The sequence below is a fragment of the Gilvibacter sp. genome, from assembly GCF_965601605.1.
Taxonomy (GTDB): Bacteria; Bacteroidota; Bacteroidia; order Flavobacteriales; family Flavobacteriaceae; genus Gilvibacter.
In genome coordinates, this window is record NZ_CBFCWJ010000049.1 from 38,497 (window position 1) to 54,224 (window position 15,728).

Below are 15,728 nucleotides of genomic sequence, written 5' to 3' on the forward strand. Positions count from 1 at the left end.
TATCGGGAAGAAAAAAAGAAATACCCTCAGCAGACTGAGGGTATTTCAATAAGGCAGTTTGGAGCATTATTTATTCAAGTCGTATGCAAAAATGGTATTGTTATCTGCCTTGTAATAAAGGATTCCACCAAAATCGTCTACCTGATATTCTGGTTTTTTGTCTTTTAGAATGATCTCTTTCTCTACCACGCCGGTGTCTTTGTTGATCTTAACCAAGCCAACACCATCGTCGAGTTTGGTCAAAACAAATTGTGCATTCTCAGTAGCAGATGTTGCCTTAAATCTTTTGAGCATTTCATTGATTGAAGCACCGCTCGCCATAGCCATTCCCGCTCCCAAGTCAGCATAAGCCTGCCCACGAGAAGTATAATTACCCAAACGGTTTCTGTTGTTGTTGGCCTCCGCATAACTCGCAGCCGCAGTAGCTGCCGTGGCAACTGCCATAGCTCCGGCTAAGATCGCACCAAAGGCACTTTTTCCTGGAGCTCTGTGATACTCGTGCCAATCAGTGGTCCCGCCAAAGTCCAAAAGCATCATGTTTTGACTACTGGTCAATAAGACGCCACCGTCTCTACACTCAATTCCTGTTGGGTCTTCTTTGCCTTCAAAAGATACCTCTGCAAAGTCTGAAACCTCACCAGAGTTGGCATCCACTGCAAATACGACCTCATCAGCTCCAATCAAATAGCGGTTGTTCTTAGCATCAAAAGTAGAACTCACGGCATCTGCACGACGGTACTTGAGTGGTTTGTTCCAAACCTGCTCTCCCGTTTCCAGATTCACGATGTTGGCATCTTCTGAGGTGATGTAGATCAATCCCTGCGGAGTAGAAGCCATGGTTAAAATGTTCTCTCCTGTTTTCAAAGGTTTTTTAAACAAGGTCTGTCCATCAAAGGAAATCTTGTTGATTCCACCTTCATAAATTCCAAAGAGGATCCCGTCATCCATGATGTAAAAATGCTGCACATAACCTTTGGTCTTAGGAGCCTTCTCCCAAAGGTCATCACCGGTTTGTGCAGAGAGGAAAGCGATCTTACTCTCCGATCTTCCGGCTGCAACGCTCATAATTCCTTTCTTGCCAGAATTATCTACGTTGCTCACAATAGCAAGGCCTTGGGGTAAGATCTCAAAATTGACCACGCTTCCCTTGACCTTATGCCCATCATCCCACAGCATTTGGCCAGTCGCGCTAATTTTGTACACCTTGGTGGATCCACCGTTGGGCTTACCCACAAAGCCATAGATTTCTTGTTCGGACTCATCAGCGACCATCCAACCTACATTTTTAAGGTCTGCCTTCCAGGCAATGGTTCCGCTGTTCATGTCCACTTTTGAAAGTCCTTTGCTCGTCGGAATAATCAATCCATTCTCTAAAAGCAAAGGGCGTCCGCTTACCATTTCAGATCCTTTAAACTTGAAGAAACTCTCCTGTTCTCCCGTGTTGAGATTATAAATGGCAACGGCATTTGTATATTTTTCACTGGCTCGGCGCTGTCCGCTAACTACCAGTTTGTTCTGAGGCATCATTACGTGACAGGTCCAGACCATCTTCCAACCGTTATTCTCCGTACTGAAAAGTGTCTTGCCAGACATATAGTCAATCACTGCTTTTTTAGTGGTCATAGCACCAAATCCTGTCTGTCCAACCATCACGTAAGGTGAATTCGGGATAAAGGTCAACTCCTCAGGCTTTACGCGTCCGTAATCGGTAAAATTGAATAACAGATCATTTGATCCAGGCTTGATGCCCACCATACCATCGTTTGTTGCTACAACCACGGTTCCTCCTTGAGTAATGGTCATATCGTTGATCTTAGCTCCGGTATCGTATTGCCAATCTGGGGTCTCTGCCTTCTGAGCCAGTGAGAGTGAAGTCATGCTCAAACACACAAAAAGCAGGGTTAAAAGTGAAGCTGTTGGTCTCATAATTTGAATCGTTTTTAGTGTTGTTCAAAAGTGCTACAAATGCCCTAGCGGTTCAATAGGGCAATTGCCGTATTCTGAATTTCAAGCAGTTAGTATAAAAGCGTAAAAGCCGAGATACCCTGGGGTATCCCGACTCTCCACATAAAAACCTCAACATTGAGATTCGCTTAATCTACAATAGCTTTGAATTGACCATCGGTGATGGTTTTCATAGACATATCTTCTGCGTTATAGCCTTTAAAGGAGAAAGTTCCTTCTACAACGCCATCCGCATCAGAAGTCACCTCAACCGTTCCTGATCCAACGCCATCAACTAAGGAAGTAACGCCATTGTTTAACCATCCCGCAACTGGAGAAACTGTAAAATATCCCATTAGATTCTGGTTGGCGGCATTGTCCCCTGAGGTATAGGTTCCCGGGCCATCGTATCCAACAATTGTGATACGAATGGTCTCACCGCTGTTGGTTCCACCTTGTACATTTAGGATTCCGCTTTCAAGCACGGCCCCAACAATGATCACTGGATCTTGCGCTGCGGCGTAATCAGCACCGTCTACTTTAGCCGTTACATATTCTTCTCCACTTGCAGCTGGATCGTCTCCGCCATCAGAAGAATCGTCGTCTTTATCACAGGCAGTTGCCAATAGTGCTATAAAAATGAAAGCGTATCGGCTTAATACTTTAAGAGTGTTCATCTTGCTAGTTTTAATGATTTCTGGTAGCAAAATTGAGCACAATAGCCTAGGCAATCAATAGGGCAGTTGTCGTATTTGATTAAATGCTGATGTGTGGATGTTTAGTTCGAAAAACTTCTAAACGCTCTTGCAGCTTGCGTTTAAAGTCTCGATCCGCATTACTCCCAGGGATTTGGGAACGATGATTCATGGCGGCTTTTAGCCCGCCAATAGTATCCATAAGTTCTTGAGAATCTTGGGCCACCCAAGCAGTTTTAAAGCAATCCCAAACGTGAACAACCGCCTGCGTATTGGGGTGGATAAGGTCCGATCCGTAGTAGCGATAGTCCCGCAACTCATCCATTAAGAGCTCATAGGCTGGGAAGTAATGGGCGCGCTCATTTTGATCGACCACTTGATGCACTGCGGCCAGCAAATGCGCCTTCGACCTCGAATTTTCAACAATGCCATCTTTGATATGACGAACTGGAGAAACAGTAAACAGAAAAGTCGCTTCAGGATTCTGGGCGTGCACAAGTGAGCATATATGATGAAGACTGCGCTCAATTTCTTTTGTAGATAAGAGCTCTTTATTAAAGACTCCTCCGGGTTGTTTGTGGCAATTGGCCACATACTGACCGCGCTCTAGATGTTTGTAAGCCCAAGCCGTACCCAGCGTGATGATGATGTGTTTAGATTCTAGTAGCGCAAATCTCAGATCTTTCAGGGCTGAGTTCAATCCGTCTAAAACTGCATGCTTATCAACTCCGCTTTGAGAAGTATGCGCACTGAAAGAGTACCAAATATCATCGCGTTGATCCAGATCAAGCTCTGTAAATACCTGCTGCTTCAATGCCCGCTCAACCAATGACTCAATAGCCAGTGGCTGAAACAAAACCCCAAAAGGATTGGCGGTATATGGCAGAGAAAAGAAGTCAAACTTCTCGGCCATATTGATAGCAAAACACGAGCCTAAAAAGAGACTGCTTCCGTGATGATCTATCGCAGGAGATTGCGGAGTAAACGGTATGGTCGTACTCCGCTTCATCTTAGTTCAAATATTGCGCAGCGGCAGCAAGTGCTGCTTCAATTCCGTCAGGATTCTTCCCTCCAGCAGTGGCAAAGAAAGGTTGGCCTCCGCCTCCACCTTGAATGTGTCTCCCCAACTCACGAACAATGGTTCCCGCATTGAGTTTTCCATCTGCAGTGAGCTCCTTAGAAATATAACAACTCAATAAGGCTTTCCCGTTTTGACGCGAGCCCAATAACAAGAACAGATCGGTTCTGTTCTGTCCCATTTCAAAGGCGAGATCTTTCATCCCTCCTGCGTCCAGATCAACTTCTGTCGCCAAGAAAGCAACGCCCTCTTTCTGCTCCAATTGGTCTATCAAATGGGTTTTAAGATGCTTGGCCTTTTCTTTAAGGAGTTGCTGCAATTGTTTTTTAAGCTGAGCGTTCTCTTGCTGAATGCCTTCCAGTACGCCCACAGGATCTTTGGCATTGTTAAGCAGTTGTTTTAACTGCTGATGCTCTTTAGAAGTATCTTCAAAATAGGCCTTGGCTGCATCACTGGTGATCGCCTCAATACGACGTACTCCAGCCGCTACGGCAGACTCCGAAGTAATAATAAAGTGCCAGATATCACTCGTATTGGCTACGTGCGTTCCTCCACAGAGCTCCATAGATTTCCCAAAACGAATCGTACGTACAGCATCTCCGTACTTTTCACCAAACAAAGCAATAGCGCCCTGCTCAATGGCTGTGTCATAAGGAATACCGCGTTGCTCTTCTAAAGGCAAGCCTTCTCGAATACGGGCATTTACAAAGGATTCAACCTCCTCCAACTGCTCTGCAGTAACCTTGGAGAAGTGTGAGAAGTCAAAAGCGCAGATTCCCGGAATGCACCATAGAACCTTTTTGTTCCACGTGGGTTCCTAAAATGTTGCGCAAAGCCTGATGCAATAAGTGAGTCGCAGTGTGATTACTCGCAGAACGCGCACGCTGTTTTTCATCCACTACAGCCGTGAAATTTGCTTCCGGATGACGCGGCAAGTTCTTGGCAAAGTGAACAATGAGGTTATTCTCTTTTTTAGTGTCAATGATATATACTACCTCTCCATTGGAAGCTTCCAAATAACCTTTATCGCCTACCTGACCTCCGCCTTCTGGATAAAAAGGTGTTACGTTAAAGACCAATTGATATAGCGTTCCTTCTTTTTTGGTAGCCACTTCACGGTAACGCGTAATGGTCACTGGAGCAGACAGGGTGTCGTAACCTACAAACTCTTCTTCATCGTCTTCACGAAGTTCAACCCAGTCTCCCGTCTCCACTTTAGTCGCAGCACGGGAACGCTCTTTTTGTTTTTGCAGTTCTTTGTCAAAACCTGCCTCATCCATACTCAAGCCACGCTCACTGAGGATAAGTGCCGTCAAGTCTTTTGGGAAGCCGTAAGTATCGTAAAGTTCAAAGACCTTTTCCCCAGAAATGATTTGTCCATTGGCATTGGTGATCACTTGATCCAACAGTAAAAGGCCTTGATCCAATGTGCGCAAGAAGGATTGCTCTTCTTCTTTGATCACGTTGGTGATCAAGTTCTTTTGTTTCTTCAATTCTGGGAAAGCAGCTCCCATTTGAGCCGTCAAAGTTGCGACCAATTCATAAATAAAAGGTTCTTTTTGGTCCAAGAATGTAAATCCGTAACGAATAGCTCGTCTCAAAATTCTTCGGATCACATAACCAGCACCAGTATTGGATGGTAATTGCCCATCTGCAATAGCAAATGCTACTGCGCGCAAGTGATCTGCAATCACACGGATAGCAATGTCAACCTCTTCTGATTGGGCGTATTTGGAATTAGTGATGGCCTCGATCTCACGAATGAGCGGCGTAAATACGTCGGTATCGTAATTACTCTTTTTGTCCTGCAAGACCATACACAAACGTTCAAAGCCCATTCCGGTGTCAACATGCTGTGCAGGAAGCTTTTCCAGAGAACCGTCTGCTTTGCGGTTGTATTGCATAAATACCAGGTTCCAGATCTCAACCACCAAAGGATGGTCCATGTTTACCAAATCTGCACCAGATACTTTTTGTTTTTCTTCATCGGATCGAATATCTACGTGAATCTCACTACAAGGTCCACAAGGTCCTTGATCACCCATTTCCCAGAAATTATCGGCTTTGTTTCCGTTTAGGATTCGGTCTTCTGCAATGTGCCGGGACCAAAATTTATAGGCCTCGGTATCTCTGTCGAGTCCTTCTGTAGCGTCACCTTCAAAAATGGTTACATAAAGACTGTCCTTGTCAATTTTAAAGACCTCCGTCAAAAGTTCCCAAGCCCAAGAAATGGCTTCTTCTTTAAAATAATCCCCAAAACTCCAGTTCCCCAACATTTCAAACATGGTGTGGTGATAGGTGTCTTTCCCTACCTCTTCCAAGTCGTTATGTTTTCCACTAACGCGCAAACATTTTTGAGTATCTGCAATACGCGGATCATTGGATTTCTTATTGCCCAAGAAAAACTCCTTGAATTGATTCATCCCTGCATTGGTAAACATCAGGGTTGGATCATCTTTGATAACCATAGGCGCAGAAGGCACTATAGCGTGTGCTTTGGAGTTGAAAAATTCTAAGAATGTCTTGCGAATGTCCTGGGACTTCATCTGGTTTATTTTAAATGAGTTAGGCGGACTTACCTCAGCCAACCGTTGCATTAGGATAGGCCACAAACAATTTTTATCTTTGTACTGCGTTAGCGCCTTGTAATCCCCCAATAATCAAGGGCAAAAATAGCACATTTTAACTTATGTCGAAGGTAAAATATTACTACGATAGCGAGACTTTATCCTATCGAAAAATAGAACCCAAAAAGGGCAGAACTTTTGGGGTTATCCTCTTGTCAGCATTGGGCATTTGCTCGCTGGGCTGTTCTTCTTTCTGCTTTACCTCAATTTGCCGTATATAGAAACTCCTAAAGAGAAAGCACTGGCTAGAGAATTGGCTAATGCAGAACTTCGATTGGAACTTTTGAACAAAAAGATGGATCAGGCACAAGCCGTCTTGACTGAACTGCAAGAGCGCGATAACAACCTGTATCGAGTGTATTTTGAAGCTAATCCGATACCGGATGAGCAGCGCTTAGCTGGATTCGGTGGAGTGAACCGATATAAAGATTGGGAAGGATTTGACAATTCCAATCTACTCATTTCTACAGCAAAACGCTTGGACGTCATTACCAAGCAGATCGTAGTACAATCTAAATCCTTGGATGAAGTAGCGATTTTGGCTGAAGAAAAAGAAAAATTACTGGCCGCAATTCCGGCCATTCAACCGGTTCGAAATGAGGACCTGACCAGAATGGCATCTGGTTTTGGCTACCGAACCGACCCTTTTACCAAGGCTCGTAAATTTCATTACGGCATGGATTTCACCGCTCCCCGTGGAACTCCTGTATACGCCTCTGGAGACGGAGTAGTAACGCGTGCTGATGCCGCTGCTGCTGGTTACGGAAAACACATTAGAATTTCACACGGCTACGGCTATGAGAGCCTCTATGCACATTTGTATAAATACAATGTAAAAAAGGGCCAAAAAGTGAAACGCGGAGATCTGATTGGCTTTGTGGGCAGTACAGGTCGTTCTGAAGCTCCTCACCTGCACTATGAAGTATTTAAAGACGGGGAGAAAATCAACCCGATTCATTTCTACTACGGCAACCTCACAGCGGAAGAGTTCAACGAACTTCTCAAAGCCTCACAACAAGAAAACGAATCGCTCGACTAATGCAATTAAGCTTACCGGAAAAACGCTATTACGGCATAGGAGAAGTGGCTAAAGCTTTTGGCGTAAATACTTCATTGATCCGTTTTTGGGAAAAGGAATTTGATATCATCCAACCTAAAAAGAACGCAAAAGGCAATCGTAAATTCACTCCAGAAGACATTAAAAATCTTGAATTGATCTATCATTTGGTCAAGGAAAGAGGCTTCACTTTAGACGGAGCCAAAACACATTTAAAAGAGCACAAGCGCAAGACCTTAGACAACTTTGAAATCATTAGAAAGTTGGAGGGGATTAAAGCCGAATTGCTCAAAATAAAAGATCAACTATAAACTAGCAATTATGAAAAAATGGTTACCTGCAGTCATCATTCTAGCGGCTGTTGTTTTCTGGGGAATTTCTACCAATAACTCCTTGGTTAGCTCAGAAGAGGACATCAACGCCCAATGGGCGAACGTAGAGAGCTCTTACCAAAGACGCGCTGACTTGATACCAAACATAGTCAATACAGCCAAAGGTTATGCTGAATTTGAACAAGAGACCTTGACCAAGGTTATTGAAGCGCGTAGCAAAGCTACTGCCGTTACCATAGACCCGAGTAATATCACTCCGGAGCAACTGGAACAATTTGAAAAGGTTCAGGGAAGTTTGAATTCTGCTCTTGCGCGTTTACTCGCGGTTTTTGAGCGTTACCCAGACCTTAAGGCAAATGAAAACTTTAAGGAACTCATCAATGAACTGGAGCGCACCGAGAACCGCATCAATGTGGAACGCGTGCGATATAACGAGGTGGTGAATCCTTATAATTCCACCATCAGATCCTTTCCAACTTCACTAATTGCTGGAGCCCTAGGGTTCGAGAAGAAGGAATACTTTGAAGCTGCAGAAGGCACTGAAACCGCTCCTGTAGTAGACTTTGACTAATGGGACTGGTTGAATCCTTTTTAACGGCTGAGGAGGAGCAATCCATCATTGATGCCATTCAGCTTGCAGAAAAACGCACTTCTGGAGAAATTCGCGTTCATTTAGAAGGTCATACAGACCTGAGTCCAATGGAGCGCGCCACAGAGGTTTTCTTTGATCTAAAAATGGATCAGACCGCACTGGCCAATGGTGTTCTGATCTATGTGGCGGTCCACGATCACAACTTTACCATTCTAGGCGATCGCGGGATTAATGATCAAGTGGGACAAGGCTTTTGGGATTCTACAAAGGACGAGATTATAAAACACTTTAAAGAAGGCCATTTTGCTCAAGGCCTTATCGCAGGAGTGACCGAGGCGGGAAAAGCCTTAGCCCAATTTTTCCCCATAGAAGATAACGACACCAACGAACTGTCCAATGAAATTTCCAAGGGTGAATAGACAACAACTCATAGTATTTGCCCTAGTGTTGCTGATCAGCACACCACTCTTTGCGCAGTTTCAAATCCCGGATACGCCGTCTAAGGACAAAATGCGAACCCAAAGGGTGTACGACTATGCAGACGTGCTCACGGAGTATCAAGAAAAAGAACTCAGTCGCAGACTCATTGGTTATGCAGACACTACTTCAACTCAAATTGTGATTGCCACGATATCTAGCCTAAAAGGCGATGACATTTCCCTTTTGGGTGCACGCTGGGGTACGGCCTGGGGCGTTGGTCAAGATCAGGAAGACAACGGGATCTTTATTTTACTTTCTGATGGAGATCGGGAAATTGACATTTCAACGGGTTACGGTATTGAATACCGCATGACTGATCTGGAAACCAAAGCCATTATTGACAAGGTTATTATCCCGGAGTTTAAAAAAGGGAGTTATTACAAGGGTTTAGACGCTGGGGTTTCTGCAATCTTCCAAGCCATTGAGGGCGAATTTAAAGGAACGGAATCCGGGAAAGGTCTGGACATTGAATGGGCAAAATACCTTCCCATGCTCCTATTCATTATCATCTTTATACTACTCAAGTATTTCCAATACAAAAATCGCGGTGGCCGTGGAGGAGGCAATAGAGGGGCTGCAGCCACTTCTTTCTTGGAATACATAGTCTTGACCAGCGAAGGACGCTCGAGCGGCAGCTACGGATCCAGTGGCGGTGGCTTTGGTGGAGGAACTTTTGGAGGGGGCTCTTTTGGAGGGGGCTCTTTTGGAGGTGGAGGCGCTAGCGGAAGCTGGTAGGCTTACTTTTTACGCATATATATGGTAAGCGGAACTCCGTTGTAATCAAACTCCTCTCTCAGTTTATTTTCAATAAAACGCTTGTAAGGATCCTTGACGTATTGCGGCAGGTTGGCAAAGAACGCAAAGGTTGGATGCGGCGTTGGGAGTTGCGTACAGAATTTGATCTTTACGTATTTTCCTTTATATGCCGGCGGAGGTGTCGCAGCAATAATCGGTAGCATCACATCGTTGAGCTCACTGGTCTTGATACGCTGAGAACGGTTCTTGTAAACTTGAACGGCAGTCTCAATAGCTTTAAAAATACGTTGCTTGGTTAGGGCAGACATAAAAACAATGGGCACATCAGTAAATGGCTCACATTGTTTGCGGATGTACTGCTCAAACTTTTTGGTGGTCATATGGTCCTTTTCTACTAAGTCCCATTTGTTCACTAAGATCACCACTCCTTTGTTATTGCGGTGGGCTAACCAAAAGATATTCTGATCTTGCCCTTCAAAACCACGGGTTGCATCGATCACCAATAAGGCAACATCACAGTACTCTAAGGCACGAACGGATCGCATCACCGAGTAAAACTCCAAATCCTCTTTTACTTTGGACTTTCTGCGGATCCCTGCCGTATCTACCAAATTGAACTCAAAACCAAATCGGTTGTATTTAGTATCAATGGCATCACGCGTGGTTCCTGCAATATCCGTCACGATATAACGATCTTCTCCGATCAAAGCGTTAATAAAGGAAGACTTCCCAGCATTTGGGCGTCCCACAACAGCAAAGCGCGGAAGTTCGTCTTCTTCACTGGCTACCTCATTGGGAAGGGCTTCAACCAAATCGTCTAAAAGCTCTCCAGTTCCACTACCGTTCGTAGCAGCAATGGTGTAATATTTTTCAAATCCGAGGGAATAAAACTCAACCGCATCATTAACACGCTTGGAATTGTCAACCTTGTTTACAGCCAAAAACACGGGCTTTTTAGCTTTGCGAAGTAATTGCGCCACTTCTTCATCCATGCCGGTAACACCGGTTTCTACGTCTACCATAAAAATGATCACATCGGCCTCATCAATAGCAAGTTCTACCTGCTTGTCAATCTCAGCTTCAAAAATATCATCACTTCCTTTGACGTATCCTCCAGTATCGATCAAGGAGAACTCCTTGCCGTTCCAGTCACTCTTTCCATAATGGCGGTCACGAGTCACTCCAGAAACAGCATCAACAATCGCTTCGCGTCTCTGAATGAGGCGGTTAAAGAAGGTTGATTTTCCTACGTTTGGACGTCCAACTATGGCTACAATACTCATCGCTACGGATTTAGGCTGCAAAAATAGACTTTATTTCGGCTTCACGGTGTCCCAAGTCTATTTATTGTCAATTGGCGAAATAACTTTTGCTGGATTCCCGCCAGCAAACACATTGGCTGGAATGTCTTTAGTCACTACTGCTCCCGCACCAATTACGGCACCATCTCCAATGGTAACACCGGGGCAAACAATAGCTCCACCTCCCAACCACACGTCATTTCCTATGGTTATGGGTTTGCCCAATTCCTCGCCACTTGAGCGAGCTTTAGCATTGAGTGGATGGGTGGCCGTATAGAGTTGTACCTTGGGACCAAACATGACTCGATCTCCCAAACGAACCTCGCAAACATCTAAAATAACACAGTCAAAATTCATAAATACGTTATCTCCTGCGTGTATATTGTTGCCGTAATCGCAGTAAAAAGGTGGCTCTATCCATAGACCTTCACCGGCAGAACCAAAAAGCTCATAGAACAGCTTATCGCGTTCTGGCTTGAGGTGTTCGGGCAAATCATTGATCTTTTTAAAAAGGACTCGGGCGGCTTCTCTTTCTGCCAATAACTGCGGATCTAATGGGTCATACATTTGGCCCGCCAACATCTTTTCACGTTCGGACATGGTCTGTAGTTTGTTTAAAGATACTGGGTTTTAAGGATTCTTCCCAGCTGAGCAATATCATATTTGTTCTCAACTAATTGGCTGATTTTGCAAACGTGAAAGTCAAACAAGACATCGTATTGCGACCTCGGTTCAAGCTGAGTCTTGATCAATCCGCAGAAAAATTACTCGCTGCTTTTAAGACGGCTAGTGACCCTTCTGGCTTTATAACCACCCAAGTAGATGCTCACGTTTTTATTAAAATTCCCAAGGCCCGCCAGCAATATTGGTCGCCTCAATTAGACCTAGTGATTAATCCTCTGGATAATAAGACCTCAGAAATTCGCGGGCTTTTTGGCCCGAGGAGTACGGTGTGGACCCTTTTCATGTTCCTACATTTTATAGTGGCTGTTCTTTTTTTGTGTTGCGGAGTTTGGGCATACTCCAACTACGCCTTAGATGAACCAATCGCTCTACCCATTGCTCTGATGCTTTTAATGGTGGTCGCTTGGTTTAGCCTCTATTTTATAGGACGCATGGGAAAAGCTACTGGTAGAGGCCAGATGTTAGAGCTTTATAAATTTATGTGGGAGGTGATCAATCAGGATTGATTGTATCCAAAACGACGCAATTGACGTTCGCTGGAGCGCCAGTTCTTATTGACCTTTACGTATAGCTCTAAATGAACTTGCTTGCCAAAGAATTTCTCCAGATCCTTTCGGGCTTCCATACCTACGCGTTTAATCGCCGCGCCTTTATGACCTATGATGATCCCCTTTTGTGAATCGCGCTCAACCATGATCACGGAACGCATACGGATGATATCTTCTTCTTCAAAGAACTCTTCCGTCTCGATCTCTACCGAATAAGGAATCTCCTTTTTGTAATGCAATAATATCTTTTCACGGATGGATTCATTGACAAAGAAGCGTTCTGGCTTGTCGGTCAAGGCATCCTTAGGATAGAAAGGTGGTGATTCTGGCAAAAGCTCCAAGACGCGTTTAAAGACCTGCTCCACTCCGAAGTTCTCTAAAGCAGAAATTGCAAACACCTCTGCATTTGGAACTTGCTCTGACCAAAGGGCAACAGCTTCCTTGAGTTTTTCTTCATCGCCAGTATCGATCTTGTTGATCAGAAGCAAGACCGGAATCTCAGTACTGTTGATCTTTTTAAAGAAGGCCTCATCCTTTAAAGACTTTTCACCCAACTCCACCAAGTAGAGCAAAACGTCTGCGTCTTCAAAGGCAGATTTTACAAAATCCATCATGGCCGCTTGCAGCTCATAGGCTGGTTTAATAATTCCAGGAGTATCGCTCAGAATCACTTGAAAGTCATCGCCATTGACAATTCCCAGAATTCGGTGACGCGTAGTCTGAGCTTTAGAGGTAATAATAGAGAGGCGCTCCCCTACGAAAGCGTTCATGAGCGTGCTTTTACCCACGTTGGGGTTCCCTATTATATTGACAAAACCTGCTTTGTGTGCCATAGGACAAAGTTACAATAAATCCACTCACCGTGCGAAAAATACCACTCGTCTACAGTAATAGCCACCCTAACTCTTTTTGGCCAGATAAGCTGGGGTGATGATCTAGATTTGTCACCAGAAACAAACACCCATGAAAACAAAATTACAATTATTCGCCTTACTAATTAGCCTACTAAGCGCTACTGCACTTAACGCTCAAGAAGAGCCGTTTAACTGCGACTACAACGCCTACCTCTTTCAATTTAATGACGTTTATGCATTGAACTTGGCCTCAGGCGCGTCTATTCTAGTTGCTGAAGATATTACTACCGAAAGGATCAACGCTGCCGGATACAATCCAACTGACGGATACATCTGGGGATCACTTTCTAGCAGCGATCGCAAGATCGTTAGAATCGGAAAAAACTTTAACGTCACCGAATTTATCATTCCAACCCTACCTACTTCTGGAAGATATATTGGGGACATAAGCGCAGATGGAATCTACTACCTCAAGGGGAGCGGAACGACAATCTACCGCGTGAATATCAATCCGGAGTCTCCAGACTATTTGAACGGATTGCCTAATCTAACAATGAATGACAACTTAAATACGCATGACTGGGCATTCAATGCCGTAGATGGAATGTTGTATACTGTTGAAAAAGGCTCAAACATCTTATACCGCGTAGACCCTGCTGACGGTACCGTCAATGCAATTGGTGAAGTACCTATCCTGTCTGGTTTAAACTATACTTACGGTGCCGTCTACTTTGACGCTGATGGTCGATTCTATGTATCGGCTAATCAAACGGGAACACTATACGTGATTCAAAATGTACAAAATCTTGAACCTGGATCTACGATGGACTCTAACCTATTTGCTTTTGGTCCTGCTAGTTCTAGCAATGATGGAGCTCGTTGCCCTACGGCTCCAGTTCCACAAGAAGATTGTACCAATGGAATCGATGACGATGGAGATGGTTTGGTTGATTGTGATGATCCTTCCTGCTCCGGAGTTGCTGCCTGCCCTGTGGTAGAGGCCACTTCCGGAGCTAGTGAGGGTGGTTTAGAAAGTAACAACCGCCTTGGCGATGCGATCAGCAAAAGAAACTATAACAGATCTAAGAATGGATTTAAATTCGATCCAACTGCACAGCCCGTGTTAGACTCAAGAATGACCTTAAAGTCTAAGAGCGCTAGCACTACCCCCGAGCTTGCAGATTTCTTACCGATCAACATCTTACCAGATACAGAAAGCATTGAGTCTACCCCTGGAGACTTAATCGGAATCACGAATGCAACAGACATCCTAGCCATTGACATCATGAGAAATGGAGCCCCGATCGCTGCTGTACTCGGATTGAAAACTGAAAACCAAGTATACGAGCACACTAAATACATCTGTGACCGTCTACTAGGAGGAGAACTATTGAATGTAGCTACGATCATGATTGAGGAAACTCCTTATATCGTATCGCAGATCAAAAACCCTGACGGAAGCCAAGAGTTTGTAGTGAGCATTACTGCAGCCCTTATCGAAAACACTGAGTTTGATGTAGAGAGTCACTGGAACCTGGAGCGTTATAGCGAAGGAAATACTTACTACACCTTCCAGATCTGGGCCAATAAAATAGATGATCTATACACTTTAGGAGAAGAGTTCCTAAGACTTGTAGAGCTACAACGTCCAATCCGCGACATCTACACAAGTAACCCACCAGAAGTATATGTACGCAAAGGACAATACAATAACGGAGAGTTGATCTTGACTATGGTGAACAAAACAGGATCTGAAGAAGTGACTATCAACGGAGGTATTCGCTACGCGGAGACTGAGGAAATCCAAACGGTAAGTGCAAACCTTGCTCTAACAGGAGAATACTCTCAAGAACTTAACCTTAACACAGGTGCTCTTTATGACTTAGGATTCCGTATCGAATCTCCAGAGAGCACTACTGCAGATGACTTGTTCTTCTCAGACGGTGTTTGGGGAATTGACGAGGCTGACAGCACCCTAGCTATCAGTGAGTATGAAGTGTCTGCTCAAGAAGACATGGACTACGAGAACGGAATTTACCTAGAGCGTGGTGTAAGACTACAAGCTGGTTTTGAGAACTACACTGCGATCTACAGATCATTTAATCCACGCTTCAGACCAGTTTCTCTAGCAGACTTCAACGCCTTTGAATTCGAGGCTATGGGAACAGGAACTATGGAGATCACCTTGGTACAGTCTAACATTACAGATTGGGCAGATCAGCCAAGAACTCAGATCTCACTAGAGGAAGTGTATAAGACATATACCTTGGGCTTGTCGTCGTTCAGTCGTGCAAGCGGAATCGAGAGTGATTTCTCACTAACCACTCAAGTAGTATTCACGTTTGAGGCTGGTGCATCCCTACGTCAGCTCAAGGTTGAAATTGGGAAGTTGAACTTCAAAACTGTAGAACTTGAGGATCCTGCTGACCTTCCAGAAGTAAACGGAATCGAAGCAAGTCCAAACCCTATCACAGGAGCAAGTCAGTTGTACTGGAACTCCGATGCTAAAGAAGACCAAACGGTGAATATTTATAACACCTTAGGACAAGTAGTATTGAAGATCGAGGTTCAAGCTACAGTAGGAATGAACCAACTTCCAATCGGTGAGCTAAACTTACCAAACGGAGTATACATTGTAAATGTACTGGGTGCCCAACAAACTGCTAGTACCAAGTTAGTAGTGCAATAAGGATTAGTAATTGTTGGGTTGTTGCGACTACGCAACAGCAAACGGCCTCCCCGATTTTCATAGGTAGTTCAGGGGAGGCCTTTTTTATTTT

Annotated in this window: 12 protein-coding genes and 2 pseudogenes; 7 read left to right on the forward strand and 7 right to left on the reverse strand. The window is 44.4% G+C overall.

What is annotated here, in order from left to right:
- Window positions 1-66 precede the first annotated feature (66 nt).
- The 4 genes and pseudogenes from ACSLP7_RS14145 to alaS all read right to left on the reverse strand — a co-directional run bounded on the left by ACSLP7_RS14145 (window position 67) and on the right by alaS (window position 6,263).
- On the reverse strand, window positions 67-1,926 hold the full coding sequence (locus ACSLP7_RS14145; protein ID WP_435579917.1) for a PQQ-binding-like beta-propeller repeat protein: 1,860 nt from the start codon (window positions 1,924-1,926) through the stop codon (window positions 67-69).
- Between the two features lie 167 nt (window positions 1,927-2,093).
- On the reverse strand, window positions 2,094-2,621 hold the full coding sequence (locus tag ACSLP7_RS14150; RefSeq protein WP_435579918.1) for a DUF6252 family protein: 528 nt from the start codon (window positions 2,619-2,621) through the stop codon (window positions 2,094-2,096).
- A 79-nt stretch (window positions 2,622-2,700) separates the two neighbouring features.
- Window positions 2,701-3,648, reverse strand: coding sequence for a GSCFA domain-containing protein (locus ACSLP7_RS14155; protein ID WP_435579919.1), 948 nt, complete (start codon window positions 3,646-3,648; stop codon window positions 2,701-2,703).
- Between the two features lies 1 nt (window position 3,649).
- Window positions 3,650-6,263, reverse strand: a pseudogene (alaS, locus tag ACSLP7_RS14160) (alanine--tRNA ligase).
- A gap of 143 nt (window positions 6,264-6,406) precedes the next feature.
- On the opposite strand from alaS, the pseudogene ACSLP7_RS14165 reads away from it, so the two are divergent.
- The 5 genes and pseudogenes from ACSLP7_RS14165 to ACSLP7_RS14185 all read left to right on the forward strand — a co-directional run bounded on the left by ACSLP7_RS14165 (window position 6,407) and on the right by ACSLP7_RS14185 (window position 9,540).
- Window positions 6,407-7,383, forward strand: a pseudogene (locus ACSLP7_RS14165) (M23 family metallopeptidase).
- The gene (locus ACSLP7_RS14170; protein ID WP_435579920.1) at window positions 7,383-7,712 is read left to right on the forward strand and encodes a MerR family transcriptional regulator; all 330 of its coding nucleotides are present in this window, start codon (window positions 7,383-7,385) and stop codon (window positions 7,710-7,712) included. The pseudogene ACSLP7_RS14165 and the gene ACSLP7_RS14170 overlap by 1 nt, the downstream one beginning before the upstream one ends.
- A gap of 10 nt (window positions 7,713-7,722) precedes the next feature.
- Window positions 7,723-8,304, forward strand: coding sequence for a LemA family protein (locus ACSLP7_RS14175; protein WP_435579921.1), 582 nt, complete (start codon window positions 7,723-7,725; stop codon window positions 8,302-8,304).
- The gene (locus ACSLP7_RS14180) at window positions 8,304-8,744 is read left to right on the forward strand and encodes a TPM domain-containing protein (RefSeq protein ID WP_435579922.1); all 441 of its coding nucleotides are present in this window, start codon (window positions 8,304-8,306) and stop codon (window positions 8,742-8,744) included. The genes ACSLP7_RS14175 and ACSLP7_RS14180 overlap by 1 nt, the downstream gene beginning before the upstream one ends.
- Window positions 8,737-9,540: a TPM domain-containing protein gene (locus tag ACSLP7_RS14185; protein WP_435579923.1), complete on the forward strand. Its 804-nt coding sequence runs from the start codon at window positions 8,737-8,739 to the stop codon at window positions 9,538-9,540. The genes ACSLP7_RS14180 and ACSLP7_RS14185 overlap by 8 nt, the downstream gene beginning before the upstream one ends.
- A 2-nt stretch (window positions 9,541-9,542) precedes the next feature.
- On the opposite strand, the gene der is transcribed toward ACSLP7_RS14185, so the two are convergent.
- Both der and ACSLP7_RS14195 read right to left on the reverse strand, forming a co-directional pair.
- Window positions 9,543-10,844 (reverse strand): ribosome biogenesis GTPase Der, encoded by a 1,302-nt coding sequence (gene der / locus ACSLP7_RS14190; RefSeq protein WP_272831633.1) that lies wholly within the window; start codon window positions 10,842-10,844, stop codon window positions 9,543-9,545.
- A 57-nt stretch (window positions 10,845-10,901) separates the two neighbouring features.
- On the reverse strand, window positions 10,902-11,462 hold the full coding sequence (locus ACSLP7_RS14195) for a sugar O-acetyltransferase (protein ID WP_435579924.1): 561 nt from the start codon (window positions 11,460-11,462) through the stop codon (window positions 10,902-10,904).
- A 95-nt stretch (window positions 11,463-11,557) separates the two neighbouring features.
- Between ACSLP7_RS14195 and ACSLP7_RS14200 the strand changes: the two genes are divergently transcribed.
- The gene (locus tag ACSLP7_RS14200; protein WP_435579925.1) at window positions 11,558-12,052 is read left to right on the forward strand and encodes a GTP-binding protein; all 495 of its coding nucleotides are present in this window, start codon (window positions 11,558-11,560) and stop codon (window positions 12,050-12,052) included.
- Here the strand turns inward: ACSLP7_RS14200 and era are convergent.
- Window positions 12,043-12,927 (reverse strand): GTPase Era, encoded by an 885-nt coding sequence (gene era, locus ACSLP7_RS14205; protein ID WP_435579926.1) that lies wholly within the window; start codon window positions 12,925-12,927, stop codon window positions 12,043-12,045. The two genes, ACSLP7_RS14200 and era, sit on opposite strands and share 10 nt — an antisense overlap.
- A 130-nt stretch (window positions 12,928-13,057) precedes the next feature.
- On the opposite strand from era, the gene ACSLP7_RS14210 reads away from it, so the two are divergent.
- A complete protein-coding gene (locus tag ACSLP7_RS14210; protein ID WP_435579927.1) occupies window positions 13,058-15,637 on the forward strand; it encodes a DUF6923 family protein in 2,580 nt (859 codons plus the stop codon).
- Window positions 15,638-15,728 lie beyond the last annotated feature (91 nt).